The sequence below is a fragment of the Pseudoxanthomonas sp. UC19_8 genome, from assembly GCF_042700505.1.
In the GTDB taxonomy this organism is placed as follows: domain Bacteria; phylum Pseudomonadota; class Gammaproteobacteria; order Xanthomonadales; family Xanthomonadaceae; genus Pseudoxanthomonas_A; species Pseudoxanthomonas_A winnipegensis.
The window spans coordinates 2,906,147-2,923,492 of the sequence record NZ_CP170559.1 but is presented as its reverse complement, the minus strand read 5'-3'; the positions used below and the strand labels follow the sequence as shown (position 1 = coordinate 2,923,492).

The following is a 17,346-nucleotide window of genomic DNA, read 5'->3' as shown; positions in this document are numbered from 1 at the left end:
GGATCAGGAGGCGCGGATCGCCGGTCAGGCGGGGAAAGCGAATGCGGTCTTGCACGAAACAAGCGCCGGGTGCGCAAGCGCTACACCGGCATGTTCATCACGTCCTGGTAGGCCTGCACCAGGCGGTTGCGGACTTCGACCGTGGCGCGGAAGGCGACCTGCGACTGCTGCATGGCCACCATCGTGCGGGCCAGGTCGGCGCGCGGATCGCCCAGTTCGAAGGCGGTCTGCATGGCGCTGGCGTTGGCCTGGGTCGCGCTGACGTTGTCGATGGCCTGGGACAGCAGCTGGCCGAAGCCGCCGGTGCCGGTCGGGTTGACCGCGTTGCTTCCCGCCACACCGCCGACGTTGCCCAGGCCGTTCACGTCGATGGCGTTGCCGACGCCTTCGCGCGTGCGCAGCTCGTGCGCGCGGATCTGGGACAGGATCGAGGAGATGGCGTCGGTCATGGCCGTGTTGCCGTTGGGTTCTTGACGGGATCAGGCAAGACGCGTGCCATCCCCCAAGTCAGAAACCCGCCGCCACCGCGACGCCTTCGGCTTCGCGGTCGATGCCGTACTTGCGCAGCTTCTCCACCAGCGTGGTGCGGCGCAGGCCGAGCAGCGGTGCGGCATGGGCGACCACGCCACCGGTCTGCGCCAGCGCGGCGCGGATCAGGTCCAGCTCGATGCTGGCCATGTGGTGGCGCAGGTCGATGCCCGCGGCCGGCAGCACGGCCTCGCCGGCCGGCGAGGCAGGCGCCGGCATCGCCACCGCGGCAGCGGGAGCGGCGGCCTTGGCCACCGGCGTGGCGTTGACCAGCGCCGCCACCGCGCTCTGCGGCTGGGCGATCTGCTGCAGCGCCGGCGCGTCTTCCAGGCCTTCGCCCGGCGCGGCGCTGCGATAGCGCGCCGGCAGGTCGGCCGCGCGCACGGTGCCGGCCGGATGCAGCACCGACAGGCGCTCGATCAGGTTGGACAGCTCGCGCACGTTGCCGGGCCAGCGATGCCGGGCGAGGGTGGCGATGGCCTCGTCGGACAGGGTCACATGGCCGCGGCCGTTGTCGCGCAGCTGGCGCGTGATGGCATCGACCAGCTCGGGCAGGTCCTCGATGCGCTCGCGCAGCGCCGGCATCTCGATGGGGAACACGTTGAGGCGGTAGAACAGGTCCTCGCGGAACTGGCCGGTGCCGATGCGCGCTTCCAGATCGCGATGGGTGGCGGCGATCACGCGCACATCGCACTTGATGGTGGCCGTGCCGCCGACGCGCTCGAAGCAGCGCTCCTGCAGCACGCGCAGCAGCTTGACCTGCATCGGCAGGGACATGTCGCCGATCTCGTCCAGCAGCAGCGTGCCGCCCTCGGCCATCTCGAAGCGGCCCTTGCGCTGGGTCAGCGCGCCGGTGAAGGAGCCCTTCTCGTGACCGAACAGCTCGCTCTCCAGCAGGTCGGCCGGGATCGCGCCGCAGTTGACCGCCACGAACGGCTTGTCGCGGCGCGAGGAGCGATCGTGCAGGGCGCGCGCGGCCACTTCCTTGCCGGTGCCCGATTCGCCCAGGATCAGCACGGTCGTGTCGTGCGGGGCGACCTGGTCGATCATGCGGTTGAGTTCGATCGCCGCCGCGCTGCGCCCGGTCGGGCCGGACTGGGCGCGGCCGACGCGGGCCTCGGCCTCGGCGTGCTTGACCGCGGCCTTGGACAGCGCGTCCTGCAGCTGGGTGCGGCGCACCGGGAAGTCCAGCGGCCACACCGTCTGCCGATGCAGCGGCGCGCGCCAGGCCGCGTCCGGCGCGTGGCCGGGCAGCTCCAGCACAGGCGGGTGCAGCGGCTGGGTCGACAGCCAGCTGGTGAAGGTGACCAGCGCGGACGCCTCGACGTCGCCGACGATCACCGCCATCCAGTCGTTGGGACGCGCGCGGCCCAGGTCCAGGTCGGCGACCTCGGCGACGATGCGCGGGGTGTAGTCCATGAATTCCAGCAGCGTGGCCACGCGCTCGGCGCGGTCCATGTCCTGGTCGATGACGAGAATGCGGGCGGTGTTCATGTCAGGCGGCAACCGAAATGGAAGGACGGGACAGCTGGCGGGCCTTGGCCGGGCCGATGGCCAGCTGGTCGCGGTACTTGGCCACGGTGCGGCGCGCGATGCGCACGCCCTGGCGGGCCAGCAGGCTGGCGATGACGTCGTCGGCCAGCGGCGCGGTGCGGGGCTCTTCCTCGATCAGGCGCTTGACCATGGCGCGCACGGCGCTGCCGGAGACGTCGGCGCCTTCCAGGCGCACGGCGAACAGGCGCTTGAGTTCGATCGTGCCGCGCGGGGTCTGCATGTACTTGCCGGCGACGATGCGCGAGACGGTGGACTCGTGCACGCCGATGGCGTCGGCCACCTCGCGCAGGGTCAGCGGCAGGATGGCTTCCTCGCCCTGCTCCAGGAATCCGCGCTGGCGCTCGACCAGCAGCTGGGCGGTGCGCAGCAAGGTGTCGTTGCGCATGTTCAGGCCACGCACCAGCCAGCGCGCCTCGTCCAGCAGGCCGCGCAGCACGGCGTTCTCGCCGCCGTTGCCGGCCAGGGCGCGCTCGCAGTGGGCGCTGATGCGCACGCGCGGGGTGGTGTAGCGGCCCAGCGCCACGCGCCAGGCGCCGCCGGCGAACCAGGCCACCACGTCGGGCAGGATGTGGCTGTCCTCGGTCGCGGCCGGGGCTTCGACCGGATGGGCGCGCAGCGACAGCACCAGCGCCACCGCGGCGCGCACCTCGTCCAGGCTGGCCTGGGTGGCGGCGGCCAGCGCGGCATCGTCGTGCGCGGCCAGCAGGTCCAGGTGATCGGCCAGGATGCGCGCGGCCAGGGTGCGGGCCGGGCTGTCGGCTAGCGTGCGCAGCTGCGCGCGCAGGCACTCGGCCGGATCGGTGGCGGCCATGCCGGCCCATTCGCCGTGCAGCAGGCGCTGGCGCACCAGCTGCAGCGCGTCCAGGTCGAACTGCTGTCCGCCTTCGGCCAGCAGCGCGTCCAGCGGCTGCTCCAGATAGCCGCGGTCGTCGCAGCGGTCCAGCCACCAGGCGGCCATGGCCAGATCGGCGGCGGTCCAGCTCACCGCCAGCAGGGTCAGCAGGCGCACGCGCATGTCCGACGACTCGCCGGCGGCGATGCGCGCGGTGGCGTCTTCGTCCAGGGTGCCGCCGGCGTTGCCGGACAGGCCGGCCATGAACGCAGGCTCGGGCAGTTCGTCCCACGCGGCCGCTTCCAGCTGGGCCGCATCGTCGGCTTCGAGCGTCTGCGCCTCGGCCTCGGGCTCGTCGGTTTCCAGCAGCGGGTTGCGCTCCAGGGTCTGGGCCAGCTCCAGCTCCAGCTGCTGGCTGGTGAGCTGCAGCAGGCGGATGGACTGGAGCAGTTGCGGCGTCAGGTTGACGCCTTGCGCCATCTTGGCGGTCAGGGTGCCTTTCACGTTCATGATCTCCGTCGCATCGGCCCAATGCCGGTGTGTGGAGCTATCGTGGAATTGACGCGCCGACTTCCGAATCGGGGCAAACCCTGTAGGGACTCAGGGTAATCCTGTCGTCTTGTAGGGGCATCCCCCACTTTGCGTCGTAAATCTGACGTGAAAGCCAGCTGAACGTAGAAAGTTGACCCAATGCGTCACGTGCGACACGGATCACAAGCCGGGTTTTTGGCGGACCGTGCGCCATGTGCCGACACCTTGCGGCAACGCACCCGGGCAAGGCGTCGAAAAGTGGTCGCCGATGCGCGGGCTGCTGAGCGTGTCAGCACGCGCCGTGCCACGGGACGATGACGGCCTTCCGACGCGCGATCAGGGACGATCGTGGTGACGCATCGCCACGCGCAGCAGCTCGCTGGCGTTGCGGCAGCCCAGGGCTTCCATCATCCGCGCGCGATGGGTCTCCACGGTCTTGACGCTGATGCTGAGGTCAGCGGCGATCTGCTTGGTCGTCCGCCCGGCGCCGAGCGCGTCGAGGATCTCGCGCTGCCGGCGCGGCAGGCTCTCCACATCGCCCGGCTCGCGCGGGGCGCGATAGCCGCGCAGCTGCGGCGCGGACACCTGCGGACTGAGGAAGGTCCGGCCGGCTGCCGCGGCGCGCAGCGCGATCTCCAGTTCCGCCGGCGAGGAATCCTTGACCACATAGCCCAACGCGCCGCGCGTGAGCGCCTCGCGCACGTGCAGCACATCCTCGTGCATGGACAGCACCACGATGGCCACGTCGGGATGCAGCCGGCGCAGTTCGGCCAGCGCGTCGAAGCCGGTGCGGCCCTTGAGCGAGAGGTCGAGCACCACGACATGGGGCAGCAGCTGCTTGGTGCGTATCACCACCTCGTCGGCGCTGGCGGCTTCGCCCACGATCTCGACGCCTTCCATGGCTTCCAGCAGGCGTCGCACGCCGGCTCGCACCAGCGCGTGGTCATCGCATATCAGGACGGACAGCACGCGCCGCTCCTTCGTTTTGTTTCCGTGTAACCCCCTGCGCGTGGCACCTTAACGAACCACGTCGCGGCTGAAAAGGGCTTGCATCACGTCGCAAGCGTGCCTAGGTCCCGCGCCGACGTTGCGCGATGTCACGTCGATGGATGCGGAACACGTGCCGTTCCAGCGCCGCCTCGAGCGCGGGCGAGCTTGGCCCGAAGGCCAGCCAGGCGCGCGTGCCGGCCGCGTCGGGCGCGGCGGCCACCACCTGCGCGGGCAGTACCAGCGGGGAGGGCAGCCAGTCCGAGGCGCGCACGCGGAAGACGCCCTGCGTGCCGGGTGGCACGGCCTGGTCCAGCACCAGTTCGACGCCGCGCGCCGACCAGCGCAGCGCGCGCTGTGCGTCCTGCGCGGCCTGTCCGCCGGCCAGGTCGGCCACCAGCAGGGTCAGCAGATCCAGCTTGGCCTCCAGGCGCAGCAGCGCCGGGTCGGGCGGCTGGTCCGGATCGTCGCCGCGGCCGATGCCATCGTCGATCACCGCCAGCGCGCGCAGCAGCGACTCGGCCCGGCCAAGCAGTCCCTCCACGGCCGACGGCACCAGCGCCTGCGGCACGAAGGCCGCCGCGCGCGTCTCCTCCAGCGTCAGGATCTCGTCGAACAGCAGCGCGTGCGCCTGTTCGGGCGTCGCGGGCACGGGGTCGGTCATCGCGCGGACTCGGGGGACGAAGACGGCAGGATGCCGCAAGTCGCGTGCAGGATGCGGATAGGACAGCGGCGGCGCGTCAGCTGCGCCGACGCGGGGCGCTACTTCAGCGCACGCATCCAGGCATTGGCGCCGCGACGGCCGGCGCCGAGGCGGGCCAGTTCGGCGCTGGCGGCGTCGCGGCCGGCGCGCAGTTCGTCCATCAGCAGCTGGTAGTCGGCCAGCAGGGCCAGCCACGGGCCGCGGTCGGCGGTCTTCAGGTCGATCCGCGACAGCGCCAGGACCAGCTGGTGCTGGTAGCGGCTGAGCAGTTCGTCCGCCGCCTCCCAGGTCTCCAGGTGGATGGCGTGGCGGATCTGCTCGATCGGCAGCGCGGGCACCTGCGCCAGGGCCGACGAGGGCGGCTGCGCGATCTCCATCACGCGCTCTGCGGCGCGATCTGGCGCCAGGCGGCCTCGATCTCGCCCAGCAGGCCGTCCACTTCCTGCAGCGGGGCCAGGTCGTTGTTGAGGTTGGCGGCCAGCAGGCGGCGCTGGCAGTAGTCGTACAGCGCGGCCAGGCCCGCGGCGATCTCGCCGCCGGCGTCCATGTTCAGCGAGCCGTTGAGCCCGCCGATGATGGCGCAGGTGTCGGTGATCGCATGCGCCTTGCGGGTGACGTCGCCGCGTTCGAGCGAGGCGATCGCCAGGCGGATGCGCTCGCGCGCGGTGGACAGCATGATCGCGATCAGCTGGTGCGGGCTGGCGTCCAGCGTCGCGCTGCTGGCGCCGGTCTGCTTGTACTGGTTGGCTAGGCTGCGGGCATTCATGGCAAGGCTCGTCGATTAGTCTTCGCTGCTGCTCTTGCTGAGCTGCTGGGTCAAAAAGTCGCTGGTGCTCTGCAGCTTGGTCATCATCGTGTCCAGTGCGGTGAACTGCGCCTTGTAGCGGGCCTCGGCCGCGGCCATGCGCGTGTCCAGGGCCTCCTTCTGCGCATCGAGCTTCTTGGTCTGTGCGGTGAGGCTGTCGCTGCGGGTGCTGAGCAGGCCGCCGCTGTCGATCATCGCGCCCATGGTCGTGGCCATCTTGCCGGCCATGGTGTCGCTGCCGCTGCCGAACACGCGGCTCAGCGCGGCGGGGTCCTTGGACAGCCCCGCGTTGAACTGGGTCTGGTCCAGGGTCAGCGTGCCGTCGGTACCGATGCTGATGCCCAGCGACTTGAGGTCGACCACGTTGGCGCTGAGCGTGTTGCGCAGCTGGCTGGTCACCCCGCGCACCATCGCATCGCCGTTGAGCGCGGCGGCGACCTTGGTGCTGGCGTTGTAGTTGGTGGTGCTGGCGATGGCGTACAGCGCGGCGTTGAACTTGTCGACGAAGTCCTTGACCGCGCTCAGCTGCGCCGAGGTGTCGGTGGCCACGTCCATGGAGATGACCGTGCCCGGCGCGGCCGCCTTGAGATTCAGGGTCACGCCCTGGACCAGGTCGGTGATGGTGTTGCTCGAGCTGGTGCGCAGCACTCCGTCGACCTTGACTTGGGCGTCGCTGGCGGCCACCAGCTGGGTCATGCCGCTGCCGGCGCTGCCGTCGTAGGAGAACGCGGCCAGGCCGCCGTCGCCGCCGCTGGCGGTGACCGAGATCTGGTTGGCCGTGCCGCCGTCGAGCGAGGTCAGCACCAGATGCGCGCCATCGTCGCCGGTGACGATGCTCGCCGAGATGCCCGAGCCGCCCGCGGCGGTGTTGATCGCATCGCGGATGCCCGACAGCGTACCGTTGGCTGTGGTGATGTCCACCGACAGCGTCTTGCCGCCGTAGCTGATGCTGAGGTTGCCGGTGCCGACCACCGCGGTGCCGTCGCCGCTGAAGCCGCTGGAGGCGAGCTTCTGCGCCGCGGCCAGCGACAGCACTTCGACGTTGTAGCTGCCGCGCGCCGCGCCTGCGGCGGCCGTGGCGCTGAAGCCGGTGTTGGCCGACAGGCTGACCGCGCGCGCGTTGGCGGTGCTGCCGCCCTGCAGGACGGTGAGCGAGGAATCCAGGTTGGAGAAGGCCGAGCGCAGCGTGGCCACGGCCGAGACCTGGGCGGTGATCTTGGTCTGCGTCGCGGCGTAGCGGGTGTCGGTCGGCGCCCGTTCGGCGGCGACCAGCTGCGCGGCCATCGTCGCCGGGTCGATGCCCGAGGAGCTGCTGGTGCTGCCGATGGTGGTCATGCGCGGCCTCCGGCGAGGGCGCTCGGCGCGGTGGGCAGCGTGTCGGCGTTGCGCATGGCGCGGTCCTCGCGGGGCGGGAAGAACGGGGGGGCGATCGTGCTGGCGGCCGTGGGGTCGCCGTGGAAAGACGCAGCTCGTCCTGTTCCAAGCCGGCGCGGCGCGCGGGCTTGGAACAGGACGCGACCGGAAGGTCGCGTCCTGGTGACGCTTGGGATTACGAGATCAGCTTCAGCACCGACTGGGCCGACTGGTTGGCCTGGGCCAGCATCGCCGTACCGGCCTGCTGCAGGATCTGGTTGCGGGTCAGCTTGGCCGACTCGGCCGCGTAGTCGGTGTCCTGGATGCGGCTGCGGGCCGCCGACAGGTTCTCCGAGGTGGTCGACAGGTTGGACACCACCGAGCTGAAGCGGTTCTGGATGGCACCCATGTTGGCGCGGGCGGTATTGACCGAGGCCAGGGCCGCATCCATCAGGTTGATCGCATCGTTGGCATCGGCCGCGGTGGTCAGCTTGAGGTCGGTCAGGCCGGTGTGGCTGACCGAGGTCGCAGCCGCGGTCGTGGTGCCGCTGACGCCGCCGGCGTTGGTGAGCGCGGTGAAGGTGGCCGTCGAGCCCTGGCCGGTGACCGTGAACTTGCCGGTCGCATCGTCGAAGGACACGTTGGCCAGCGCGGTGTTGGACGCCTTGGCGGTGTTGAACGCCGATTCGAACGCGGTGGCGGCCTGCGCGGCGGTGCGGCCGGACGCGGCGGCGATGGACACGGCCACGCCGTTGATGGTCACTGAGGTCGCGGCGGCGGCGTCTGTGTAGGTCAGCGCGGCGCTGTCGGCGGTGTAGGTGGTCGAGGTCCAGGTGCCGCCCAGCGAGGCCTTGGTGGCGTTGGCGATGCTGGCGATGGAGATCGTGTCGCCGACGTTGGCGCCGACCTGGAAGGCCTGCGCGGTGAACGAGCCGTCCAGCAGGTTCACGCCGTTGAACTTGGTGCTGGTGGCGACGCGGTCGATTTCGTCCTTCAGGGCCTGGGCTTCCAGATCCAGCGCGGCGCGGTCGGTCGAGTTGTTGGTGGCGTTGGCCGACTGCACGGCCAGTTCGCGGATGCGCTGCAGGTTGTCGCCGATGGCGCTCAGCGCGCCTTCGGCGGTCTGCGCCAGCGAGATGCCGTCGTTGGCGTTGCGGGCAGCCGGTCCAGGCCACGGATCTGGGCGGTCATACGCTGGCTGATGGCCAGGCCGGCCGCGTCGTCCTTGGCGCTGTTGATGCGCAGGCCCGAGGACAGACGCTGCATGGCGGTGGCCAGGTCGCTGCTGGACGCGGTCAGGTTGCGCTGAGCGTTCAGCGAGCTCACGTTGGTATTGATGACAGACGACATGAGAAGTCTCCTAGTTGAGGGTCCGGCGGCGACTGAGAGGGTTGGGGCCGGTTCCGCAGGGTGTGGCCGGGATTGGCCCTCTCCGCTGCTGATAGGGTTATCGGCGCGCTCGGCGCCGCCTTTAGCCCTGGGTCGAAAGAAATCCGAGCTTTCTTCCCAGCGCGACATGCCAAACACGTGCACAAGCAGTAGCGCGAACCGGACGTGTCATGTGGGTCATGCCGCGACGCCAACGCGCTTGCCTCCTGTAACGGCGACCCGAGCGCGGACTTGAGTCCGGATCAAAAATCCCTTGTTTTGCGCTGTTTCCCGCGCTCTTGACCTCGAAGCTTCTTGTGCGAAAACACAGAACCGCACTGGCTTGGTGGGAGCCGCCATGGCGGCGACGAGGCTCTCCCTGGACAGCCCTATCGCCGCCATGGCGGCTCCCACCGAGCAGCCGAACGACTGTCGCGTTCTGTGACCTACATCAAATCGAACAGTGACTTGCTTTGCACCGCGAGCATCGTCTTCTGCGCCGCCTCCAGCGCGACCTGCTGCAGCGAGAGCCGGCTGGCCGCCTCGGCCGGGTCGACGTCGCGCAGGTTGGACAGGGTGCTCTGCAGGCTGACGCCGTAGGCGCTGCGCGCGTCGGTGGCATCGTCCAGCGCGGCCAGGCGCGAACCGGTCTGCGAACGCGACAGCAGGAAGTGGTCCTGTGCGCTGGCGATGTCGCTCAGCGCGCCATTGAGCGCGTTGCTGCGCGCGGCCTTCTGCGCATCGGTCGTGGCCGGGGTCTCCAGCGCGGTGGCCAGGCTGTCCAGCGTGCTGAAGATGTCGCGGTTGGGCGCCTTGCCCACAGTGAAGGTGTCGCCGGCCGCGGGCGCGCCGCTGAGGGTCATCTGGATGCCGCCGCCGCTGATCGCGCTGCCGGCGGTGTAGGTGCCGGTGGAGACGACCGCGCCGCTGCCGTCCAGGATCTGGTAGCTGTCGGCGGCGGTGAACTTCACGGTGACCGACTGCCCGTTCCAGGCGCTGCTGTCGATCACCGAACTGTTGCCCAGCACGCCGGTGCCGGTGTTGCCGGCACCCACGCTGGCCACGCTGATGCCATCGCCGGTGCGCACGCGCAGGAACAGGTCGCTGCCCGGATCGGTGTCGGCCACCTTGAGGTTGGGCGCCACCTCGACCTGGTTCTGGCCGTCGTCGCCGACATAGGTCACCTGGCCGCTGGCGTTCTGCGCGAAGGGGATCACGCCATCGCGCGATCCGGCGAACAGCTGCTTGCCGGTGCCGTCGTCGCGGTTGGCGATGGCCAGGATGGCCGCGCGGATCTGGCGCAGCTCGTCGGCGATCGAGGCGCGGTCGCTGTCCGAGACGGTGGCGGTGTTGGCCTGGATGGTCAGCTCGCGCGCGCGGTCCAGCTGCGTGCCGACATCGCTCAGGGCCTGCTCCTGCGAGCGCAGCCGGTGCTCGACCAGCGCCGCGTCCTTGTCCTGCTGGTCCAGCGTGGACAGCGCATGGTCCAGGCGTTGGGCCTGGGCCATGCCGGCCGGGTCGTCGGCCGCGGTGATCAGCTTCTTCTGCGTGGTCAGTTCCAGCTGCGTGCGCGAGACCTTGGACTGCTGGGCCAGCATCGCGGCCAGACTCTGCTGGTGCATGCCGTTGGTGGAAAGGCGAAGGGTCATGAACAGGCTCCGGGTTCAGCGCGCCACGGCGGACAGAAGGGTCTGGAACAGGGTGTCGGAGGTCTTGAGTACCTGCGCGGCGGCCTGGTAGGCCTGCTGGAACTTCATCATGTCGGCCGCTTCCTCATCGAGGTTGACGCCGCTGACCGACTCGCGCTCGGCGCTGACCTGCGCATCGATGGTCTGCTGCGCCTCCAGGCTCATCTGCGCGTGGCTGGCCTCGGTGCCGGCCTTGGCGGTGAGCTGGCTCATGGCCATCGTCAGCGACTGGGTGCCCCCGCTGAGCAGTTGCTTGGTATCCAGGGCCGAGAACGCCTGGGCATTGGCATTGCTGGACGAGCGTGCGGGCGTCGGCGCCAGGCTGAAGCTGTCGCCCGCCGTGGGCGTGCCCTTGAGGGTGATCGACCAGCCGCCGGCCGGATCGCTGATGGCACCCCCGCTATAGGTCTGCGGACTGCCACCGTTGATGGTGTAGGTGGTGTCGTCGATGAATTCGATGTGCGCGCCGCTGAAGGAGGCGAAGGCGCTGGCGCTGGTCACCGCCGTGCTCGCCACCGAAGCCTTGCCCAGGTTGCTGGTGGCGGCGCTGGCGCTGATGGCGCCGGCCGCGGCGATGCCGGTCGGGTCGCTCATCGTCACCGTCAGGCTGCCGGCCGCGCCGGTGGTCGGGCGCACGGTGAACTTGTCGCCGGCCGCGGCTGCGCCGGACAGCACCAGCGAGACACCTTGCACGACGAACGGGTTGCCGGCCGAGCCGTCGCCGCTCATCGGCACCGTCGCGCCGGTGTCGGCGCGCTGGGCGGTCCAGCCGCTGCCGCTGTAGCGCAGCACGATGTCGCTGCCGGTGAGCTGGGAGACGTCGCCGACCGTGGCGGCGAAGCTCGCCGAGCCGGTGTTGGCCGCGTTGGACGCCACCGCCGGTGCGGCCAGCTTGAACAGGTCGGCGCCGATCTGGCCGTTGTAGTCCACGCCGTTGGCCTGGGCCTGGTTGAAGGCCAGCGCCACGCCGGTGGCCAGGCGGCCGAGTTCATTGCGCGCCGGGTCGAGCACGTTGGTGCGGAACTGCAGCAGGCCGCCCAGCTCGCCCGAGATCGAGGCATCGGGCAGACGCACCGGCGTGCCGTTGCCGGCGTCCAGGCCCACCTGCAGCCGCCCGGGCTGGTCCGGGTCCTGCAGCGCGGTCAGCGTGCTGGCCTTGGCGCCGATCACCAGCGGCTGGCCGCCGGTGGTGAACACGCTCAGCGAGCCGTCGGCCTGCTGGACCGTCGTCGCCCCGATCAGCCCGGCCAGCTTGGTCACGCGCAGGTCGCGCGCGTCCAGCAGTTCGGAGGAGGCGTTGGCGCCGGAGGAGGCGATGGTCTTGTTGAGGTCGGCGATCTCCTTGGCCAGCTGGTTGGCCTGGCCGACCTTGTCGGAGAGGTTCTGGTTGGTCTCATCGTCGATGGTGGACAGCTGGCCATCGAGGGAATTGAAGCGGCCGGCCAGCGACCGGGCCGCCGCCAGCAGCGCCTCGCGCGCGCTGGTGCTGGTCGGGTCGCTGGACACCCCGCGCGCGGCGTCGAAGAAGGCCGACATCGGCGTGGACAGGCCCGTGCTCGAATCGGACAGCAGCGTATCGACCCGCCCGGCCATCGACGACAGGCTGGTCAGGCGCCCGACCTCGCCGCTGCTGTCCACCTGGCGGGCGAACACCAGCCCGTCGGCCAGGCGCTGCAGCGCGGCCACATCCACGCCCTGGCCGCTGTTGCCCACGCCGGCGGCGATGTTGTTGCCCACGCGCGCGGCCAGGCTCACGCGCTGGCGGCTGTAGCCCTCGGTGGTGGCGTTGGCCACGTTGTTGCTGACGGTGCCCAGCGCGCGCTGGAACGCCAACAGGGCCGAGCTACCGGTGGAAAGCAGACTGGTCATGGCGCGGTCCTGTCAGAGGTCAATAGCGCGCCACGGCGCGATAGCGGTCGCCGAGCGCGGCGAACACCGAGGTGTCCACGCCGGCGCCGGAGGCGGAGGTAGCCGGCTGGGCCGAGGCCAGCTGCGCGTCGTTGCCGTAGCGGCCCAGTTCGCCGCCGCCGGGCAGGCTGGCCAGCGCGCGGTTGATCGTGGCGCCGTTGGCGATCGCGGTCAGCTTGGAGGCGTAGTGCGGGTCGGTCGCATAGCCGGCGCGCTGCAGCGCGGTGGCGAAGCGGTGCGTGTCCTGGCCGGTGCCGCGCGCCCCGGCGTAGCGCTCGTTGCCGAGCAGGCGCGTGTAGTCGGCGAAGCTCTCGGCGGCCGAGCCGTAGGCGCGGAAGTTGGCGCGCTCGGAGCGGCGCACGCCGTTGCTGTATTCGGTGGTGGCGACGTTGACGCTGTCGCCGTCCCAGCTGGCGCCGGCCTTGATGCCGAACAGGTTGTTCGAGGTCACGCCACCCTTGCCGGCCAGGCGCCGGCCCCAGCCGGTCTCCAGCGCGGCCTGGGCGACCAGCGCCTTGGCCGGGACGCCCAGGGCCTGCGCGGCCTTCTGCGCGTGCGGCCAGATGGACTGGACGAAGGCCTCCGGACTACTGCAGTCCAGCTGGCAGTCCTCGTCGATCGGCGGCGGCAGCGGCGTCGCCGTGGCCGGCAGCGCCTGCAGCGACACCCCGGCATGCGAGGCCGCGAGCGACAGGCCGCCGACGCCGGCCACCGGCGTCGCGCCGGAGGACGCATTGGGCGCGCGCAGCGGCAGCACGCCGGACAGCGGGAAGGCGCTGGCGCGCGCAGAAGTGTCCAGCCGCATCGGCGCGCCCTGCGCGCCGCGGGCCGCCGGCAGCGTCGTGTCCAGCGCCTGGCCGGCCGCGCTGCCGCCGTTGTCGCGGCTCAGCTGTTTCTCGATCACCGCCTGCAGGCCCAGGCCGCGGCCCTTGGTCAGCTCCTTGGCCAGCTGCTGGTCGTACATGTCGCGGTAGGTGGTATCGCCGCCGGCCAGCGGATCGCCGCCGGTGGTGCCACGCATGGACTTGACCAGCATCGAGGCGAACTGGGTTTCCAGTTCCTTCGAGGCCTTCTTGATCTGCTCGGGCGAAGCGGTATGCGACTTCGTCAGGGGCAGTGCAGTGGTGCCGGGCAGCTGCAGGGTCATGGCGGTAGGTCGGGCGGGCCGGGAAAGCGGTGTCGTTCCTTCCTAGGCAAGAGCTGTGCCGGGGGGTGTCAAAAGGCTGGCGGGGGATTGGAGCTGGGAATCGGGAATCGGGAATCGGGAGTCGGGAGTCGGGAGTCGGGCAGCGGCGTCTCCGACCTCGGGGTCTGCCCCCTCCCTTGCGAAGCAGGGGAGCTCGAAGTCGCGGCTAGCGACTGAGGGGGAGGGGTTGGCTTTTGCTTTTGCTGTTGTTGTCGCTTTTGCCTTCGCCGTTGCATCAAGCGAAAAGCGACCCCTCCCCAGCCCTCCCCTTCGCTGCGCGAAAGGGAGGGGGCGGAAGCGTCGCTTTGGGCGAGTTCATTGCGATTGTCAGCAGTTCAATCCGCGGCATTGAGTTGCCGCCACTTGGGCCTAACCCCTCACCCCTCAAATAATCTCCAGCTCCGCCCGCAGCGCCCCGGCGCGCTTCAGCGCTTCCAGGATCGCCACCAGGTCACCCGGCGCGGCGCCGACGGCGTTGACTGCGCGGACGATGGACTCCAGCGAGGTGCCGCCCTGGAACATGAACATCTTGCCGCCCTCGGCGGTGGCGCTGATGGTGGACTGCGGGACCACCGCGGTCTGACCGCCGCGCGAGAAGGGTTCGGGCTGGCTGACCAGCGTGTTCTCGCTGATCGACACGGTCAGTGAACCATGCGAGACCGCCGCCGGCAGCACGGCGATGTTGCCGCCCATGACCACCGTGCCGGTGCGTGCATTGACCACCACCTTGGCCGCGGCCGCGCCGGGGCTGACGTCCAGCGACTCGAGCTGGGCCATGAAGCCGATGCGGTTGCCCGGCGGGGCGGCGATCTGGATGGTGACCGGATCCACCGCCTGCGCGCGGCCGTTGCCGAAGGTGCGGTTGACCGCATCGACGATGCGCGAGGCGGTGGTGAAGTCGGCCTCGTGCAGGTTCAGCGTGACCAGGCCGTTGTCGGCGCCGCCGCCGGGCGCGGGGCGTTCGACGGTGGCGCCGTTGGGGATCGAGCCGCCATTGGGCGCGTTGACCGAGATCTTGGAGCCATCCTTGCCCGAGGCGCCGAAGCCGCTGACCACCAGCGTGCCCTGGGCCATCGCATAGATCTGGCCGTCGGCTCCGCGCAGCGGCGCCATCAGCAGCGCGCCGCCGCGCAGCGAGCCGGCGTTGCCGATCGAGGACACGGTCACATCGATGGTCTGGCCCGGCTTGGCGAACGGCGGCAGCTCGGCCTGAATGGCCACCGCGGCGACATTCTTCAGCTGCGGATTGGTGCCCGGCGGCAGGGTCACGCCCAGCTGGTCGAGCATGGTCTTCAGGCTCTGCACGGTGAAGGGCGTTTGGCTGGTGCGATCGCCGCTGCCATCCAGGCCCACGACCAGGCCATAGCCGACCAGCTGGTTGCCGCGCACCCCGGCCACCTGGGCCAGGTCCTTGATGCGTTCGGCCTGGGCGGGAGCGGCAATGAGCGCGGCCAGGGCCAGCACGGCGGTGACAAGACGGGAGTTCGAAGCGCGCATGGCGGCGTTACTCAGTAGGGCGCGGCGGCGGAATTGAAGAAGCGGCTCAGCCAGCCCATGGCGTTGGAACGCGCCACGGCGCCACGGCCGCCGTACACGATGCGGGCATCGCCCACGCGGTCGGAGGTGATGCGGTTATCCGGGCCGATGTCGGCCACGCGCACGATGCCCTGCACCTGCACCAGCTCATCGCCCTGGTTCAGGCGCACCTGCTTCTCGCCGGCCACGCGCAGGTTGCCGTTGCCCAGGCGCTGGACCACGGTCACGGTGATGTCGCCATCCAGCGAGTTGCTCTGCTGGGTGTCGCCGGCACCGTTGAAGCCGCGCTTGGCGTCCACCTCGGCCTGCAGGATGTTCTTGCCGTTGTAGGTCACGCTCTGGCCGAGCACGGTCGGCGCGCCCATGGCGATGCTGTCGTTCTTGCTGATGCCGGTCTTGGCGTTGGACTTGGCGCTGGTGCTCTCCACCAGCACGATGGTCAGCAGGTCGCCGACCTCGCGCGCCTTGTTGTCCTGGAACAGGCGAATGCCGCGGTTGCCGCTGCCGTCGGCGGCGGTGGCGAAGATCGAGCCCCCGCCATCGCCCGGCGCCGGCTGCGCATAGCCCGGCTGCGGCGAGGGCAGCTGGGTGTACTGGCCCGGCGAGCGGCCCAGCAGGGTGTTCTTGTCCAGCGCCTGCTGCGGTGCCAGCTGGTCGGAGAAGGGACGCACGTCGCCGACCACCGTGGCGCAGCCGGTGAGCAAGCCGAGGGCGCAGAGCAGGGCGAAAGACAGGAGCACACGCATGGCGACGGTCACAGGTTCTGGTTGAGGAAGCCCAGCATCGAATCGACGGTGCTGATGGCCTTGGCATTGGTTTCGTAGGCGCGCTGGGTCTCGATCATCGACACCAGCTCTTCGACGCTGTTGACGTTGGAGCCTTCCAGCGAGCCCTGGATCAGCAGGCCGGCGCCGTTCTCGCCCGGCGTGCCGGTCTGGGCCGGGCCGGAGGCGCCGGTCTCGGTGTACAGGTTGCCGCCCTTGGACTGCAGGCCGGCCGGGTTGACGAAGTCGGTGACGGTCAGCTGGCCGACCTGCGTGGCCGCGGCCTGGCCGGCCAGCTGCACGCTGACGGTGCCGTCGCTGCCGATGGTGATGCTCTGCGCGCCTTCGGGGATCTGCAGGCCCGGCTGCACCGGATAACCCTCGTTGGTCACCACCTCGTTCTCGGCGTTGACCTGGAAGGCGCCGTCGCGGGTATAAGCCGACGAACCATCGGGCAGCAGCACCTCGAAGAAGCCGCGCCCGTTGATCGCCACATCCAGCGCGTTGCCGGTCTGGCTCAGGTTGCCCTGGGTGAATGACTTGGCCGTGGTGGCCACGCGCACGCCGGTGCCGGTGGACATGCCCGAGGGCAGCATCGTCTGCTCGGAGGTCGCACCGCCGGGCTGGCGCTGGGTCTGATACAGCAGGTCCTCGAAATTGGCACGGTCGCGCTTGAAGCCGGTCGTGTTGATGTTGGCGAGGTTGTTGGAGATGACCGCCATGCGCGTCTGCTGCGCGTCGAGGCCGGTCTTGGCGATCCAAAGCGCCTGGGTCATGACGGTTCTCCGTTACGGGAAAGGGGCGGGGGGTCAGCTCGAACGCAGCAGGGAATTGGCGCTCTGCGCGGTCTCGTCTCCGCTGTGCAAGACGCGTACCTGCATCTCGAACTGGCGCGCCAGCTCGATCATCGACACGAGCGAACCGGTGGCATCGACATTGCTGTTCTCCAGCACGCCGGTGGACAGCACCGCGCCGGCGGCCGGCGTCGGTGCGGGCGCACCCGGCGCCTGGCGCATCAGTCCATCCTCGCCGCGGGCCAGGTCCAGGGTGCTGGTGCGCACCACCTGCAGGCGGCCGATCTGGGTCATCGATGAGGCAGGCGAGCCCTGCGGAATGACCGAGATCGTGCCGTCGGCGCCGATGTCCATGCCGTCGTTGGGCGGGATCACCATCGGCGCGCCGCCGGCATCGAGCAGCTGCAGGCCGGAGGAGGTGGTGAGCAGCCCGTTCTGGGTGATCTTCAGATCGCCGGCGCGGGTGTAGGCGGTGCCGCCGGCCTTGTCCTGCACGGCGAACCAGTGGCCTGGCTGCAGCGCCACGTCCATGCCGTTGCCGGTGGTACTGAGCGAACCGCTGGCATCGGAGACGCCGACCAGGCGCTGGGCGGTGGCCACGCGCGAGGCCAGCCCGTTGCCGGTCACCGGCATCGCCTGGGTCGCATCGAGCGTGGCCTGGAAGCCGACGGTCTGCGCATTGGCCAGGTTGTGGGACACGGTCGCCTGCGACTTGAGCGTCGCGCTGGCGCCGGTCATGGCGATGTAGAGGGCTCTGTCCATACCCGGAGCATGCAAGTGGTGTGCCGGGGGTGAGGAGTGAGGAATGA

General features: G+C 70.3%; 15 protein-coding genes and 1 pseudogene. All 16 read right to left on the bottom strand.

Going from position 1 to position 17,346, the window contains the following annotated elements; translation table 11 throughout:
• Positions 1–80: 80 nt before the first annotated feature.
• Entirely contained in the window at positions 81–449 is a 369-nt protein-coding gene (fliE, locus tag ACFJIT_RS12900; RefSeq protein WP_337054199.1) for a flagellar hook-basal body complex protein FliE, read from the bottom strand.
• 58 nt (positions 450–507) lie between these two features.
• Positions 508–2,022, bottom strand: a complete 1,515-nt coding sequence (locus ACFJIT_RS12895) for a sigma-54 dependent transcriptional regulator (RefSeq protein ID WP_379653825.1) — start codon at positions 2,020–2,022, stop codon at positions 508–510.
• Position 2,023: 1 nt separating this feature from the next.
• Entirely contained in the window at positions 2,024–3,418 is a 1,395-nt protein-coding gene (rpoN, locus tag ACFJIT_RS12890; protein ID WP_379653824.1) for an RNA polymerase factor sigma-54, read from the bottom strand.
• 363 nt (positions 3,419–3,781) lie between these two features.
• A complete protein-coding gene (locus ACFJIT_RS12885; protein WP_130516209.1) occupies positions 3,782–4,411 on the bottom strand; it encodes a response regulator transcription factor in 630 nt (209 codons plus the stop codon).
• Between the two features lie 103 nt (positions 4,412–4,514).
• A complete protein-coding gene (locus tag ACFJIT_RS12880; protein ID WP_379653823.1) occupies positions 4,515–5,096 on the bottom strand; it encodes a PilZ domain-containing protein in 582 nt (193 codons plus the stop codon).
• 98 nt (positions 5,097–5,194) lie between these two features.
• A complete protein-coding gene (locus tag ACFJIT_RS12875) occupies positions 5,195–5,512 on the bottom strand; it encodes a hypothetical protein (protein WP_130533503.1) in 318 nt (105 codons plus the stop codon).
• Entirely contained in the window at positions 5,512–5,901 is a 390-nt protein-coding gene (gene fliS, locus ACFJIT_RS12870; protein WP_379653822.1) for a flagellar export chaperone FliS, read from the bottom strand. The genes ACFJIT_RS12875 and fliS overlap by 1 nt, the downstream gene beginning before the upstream one ends.
• A gap of 15 nt (positions 5,902–5,916) precedes the next feature.
• Positions 5,917–7,275 carry a flagellar filament capping protein FliD gene (gene fliD, locus ACFJIT_RS12865; RefSeq protein ID WP_379653821.1) on the bottom strand — a complete coding sequence of 453 codons (1,359 nt, stop codon included), beginning with the start codon at positions 7,273–7,275 and terminating at the stop codon, positions 5,917–5,919.
• A 214-nt stretch (positions 7,276–7,489) separates the two neighbouring features.
• Positions 7,490–8,643, bottom strand: a pseudogene (locus tag ACFJIT_RS12860) (flagellin).
• A gap of 464 nt (positions 8,644–9,107) precedes the next feature.
• A complete protein-coding gene (gene flgL, locus ACFJIT_RS12855; RefSeq protein WP_130523225.1) occupies positions 9,108–10,310 on the bottom strand; it encodes a flagellar hook-associated protein FlgL in 1,203 nt (400 codons plus the stop codon).
• Positions 10,311–10,325: 15 nt separating this feature from the next.
• Complete coding sequence (gene flgK, locus ACFJIT_RS12850) at positions 10,326–12,218, bottom strand: flagellar hook-associated protein FlgK (RefSeq protein WP_379653820.1); 1,893 nt, start codon at positions 12,216–12,218, stop codon at positions 10,326–10,328.
• Between the two features lie 19 nt (positions 12,219–12,237).
• A complete protein-coding gene (gene flgJ, locus ACFJIT_RS12845) occupies positions 12,238–13,404 on the bottom strand; it encodes a flagellar assembly peptidoglycan hydrolase FlgJ (protein WP_130561196.1) in 1,167 nt (388 codons plus the stop codon).
• Between the two features lie 423 nt (positions 13,405–13,827).
• Positions 13,828–14,940 carry a flagellar basal body P-ring protein FlgI gene (locus ACFJIT_RS12840; protein ID WP_130530823.1) on the bottom strand — a complete coding sequence of 371 codons (1,113 nt, stop codon included), beginning with the start codon at positions 14,938–14,940 and terminating at the stop codon, positions 13,828–13,830.
• Between the two features lie 11 nt (positions 14,941–14,951).
• Positions 14,952–15,725 (bottom strand): flagellar basal body L-ring protein FlgH, encoded by a 774-nt coding sequence (locus ACFJIT_RS12835; protein ID WP_379653819.1) that lies wholly within the window; start codon positions 15,723–15,725, stop codon positions 14,952–14,954.
• A gap of 8 nt (positions 15,726–15,733) precedes the next feature.
• Positions 15,734–16,519 carry a flagellar basal-body rod protein FlgG gene (gene flgG, locus ACFJIT_RS12830; protein ID WP_130515592.1) on the bottom strand — a complete coding sequence of 262 codons (786 nt, stop codon included), beginning with the start codon at positions 16,517–16,519 and terminating at the stop codon, positions 15,734–15,736.
• A gap of 33 nt (positions 16,520–16,552) precedes the next feature.
• Entirely contained in the window at positions 16,553–17,299 is a 747-nt protein-coding gene (locus ACFJIT_RS12825) for a flagellar basal body rod protein FlgF (protein ID WP_130523230.1), read from the bottom strand.
• Between the last annotated feature and the right edge of the window lie 47 nt (positions 17,300–17,346).

Coding starts and splice junctions, on each gene's coding strand:
- flgL (WP_130523225.1), bottom strand. CDS start 10,310: ATGACCCTTCGCCTTTCCACCAACGGCATGCACCAGCAGAGTCTGGCC.
- ACFJIT_RS12825 (WP_130523230.1), bottom strand. CDS start 17,299: ATGGACAGAGCCCTCTACATCGCCATGACCGGCGCCAGCGCGACGCTC.
- ACFJIT_RS12835 (WP_379653819.1), bottom strand. CDS start 15,725: ATGCGTGTGCTCCTGTCTTTCGCCCTGCTCTGCGCCCTCGGCTTGCTC.
- ACFJIT_RS12840 (WP_130530823.1), bottom strand. CDS start 14,940: ATGCGCGCTTCGAACTCCCGTCTTGTCACCGCCGTGCTGGCCCTGGCC.
- ACFJIT_RS12880 (WP_379653823.1), bottom strand. CDS start 5,096: ATGACCGACCCCGTGCCCGCGACGCCCGAACAGGCGCACGCGCTGCTG.
- fliS (WP_379653822.1), bottom strand. CDS start 5,901: ATGAATGCCCGCAGCCTAGCCAACCAGTACAAGCAGACCGGCGCCAGC.
- flgK (WP_379653820.1), bottom strand. CDS start 12,218: ATGACCAGTCTGCTTTCCACCGGTAGCTCGGCCCTGTTGGCGTTCCAG.
- fliD (WP_379653821.1), bottom strand. CDS start 7,275: ATGACCACCATCGGCAGCACCAGCAGCTCCTCGGGCATCGACCCGGCG.
- ACFJIT_RS12895 (WP_379653825.1), bottom strand. CDS start 2,022: ATGAACACCGCCCGCATTCTCGTCATCGACCAGGACATGGACCGCGCC.
- ACFJIT_RS12875 (WP_130533503.1), bottom strand. CDS start 5,512: ATGGAGATCGCGCAGCCGCCCTCGTCGGCCCTGGCGCAGGTGCCCGCG.
- flgJ (WP_130561196.1), bottom strand. CDS start 13,404: ATGACCCTGCAGCTGCCCGGCACCACTGCACTGCCCCTGACGAAGTCG.
- fliE (WP_337054199.1), bottom strand. CDS start 449: ATGACCGACGCCATCTCCTCGATCCTGTCCCAGATCCGCGCGCACGAG.
- flgG (WP_130515592.1), bottom strand. CDS start 16,519: ATGACCCAGGCGCTTTGGATCGCCAAGACCGGCCTCGACGCGCAGCAG.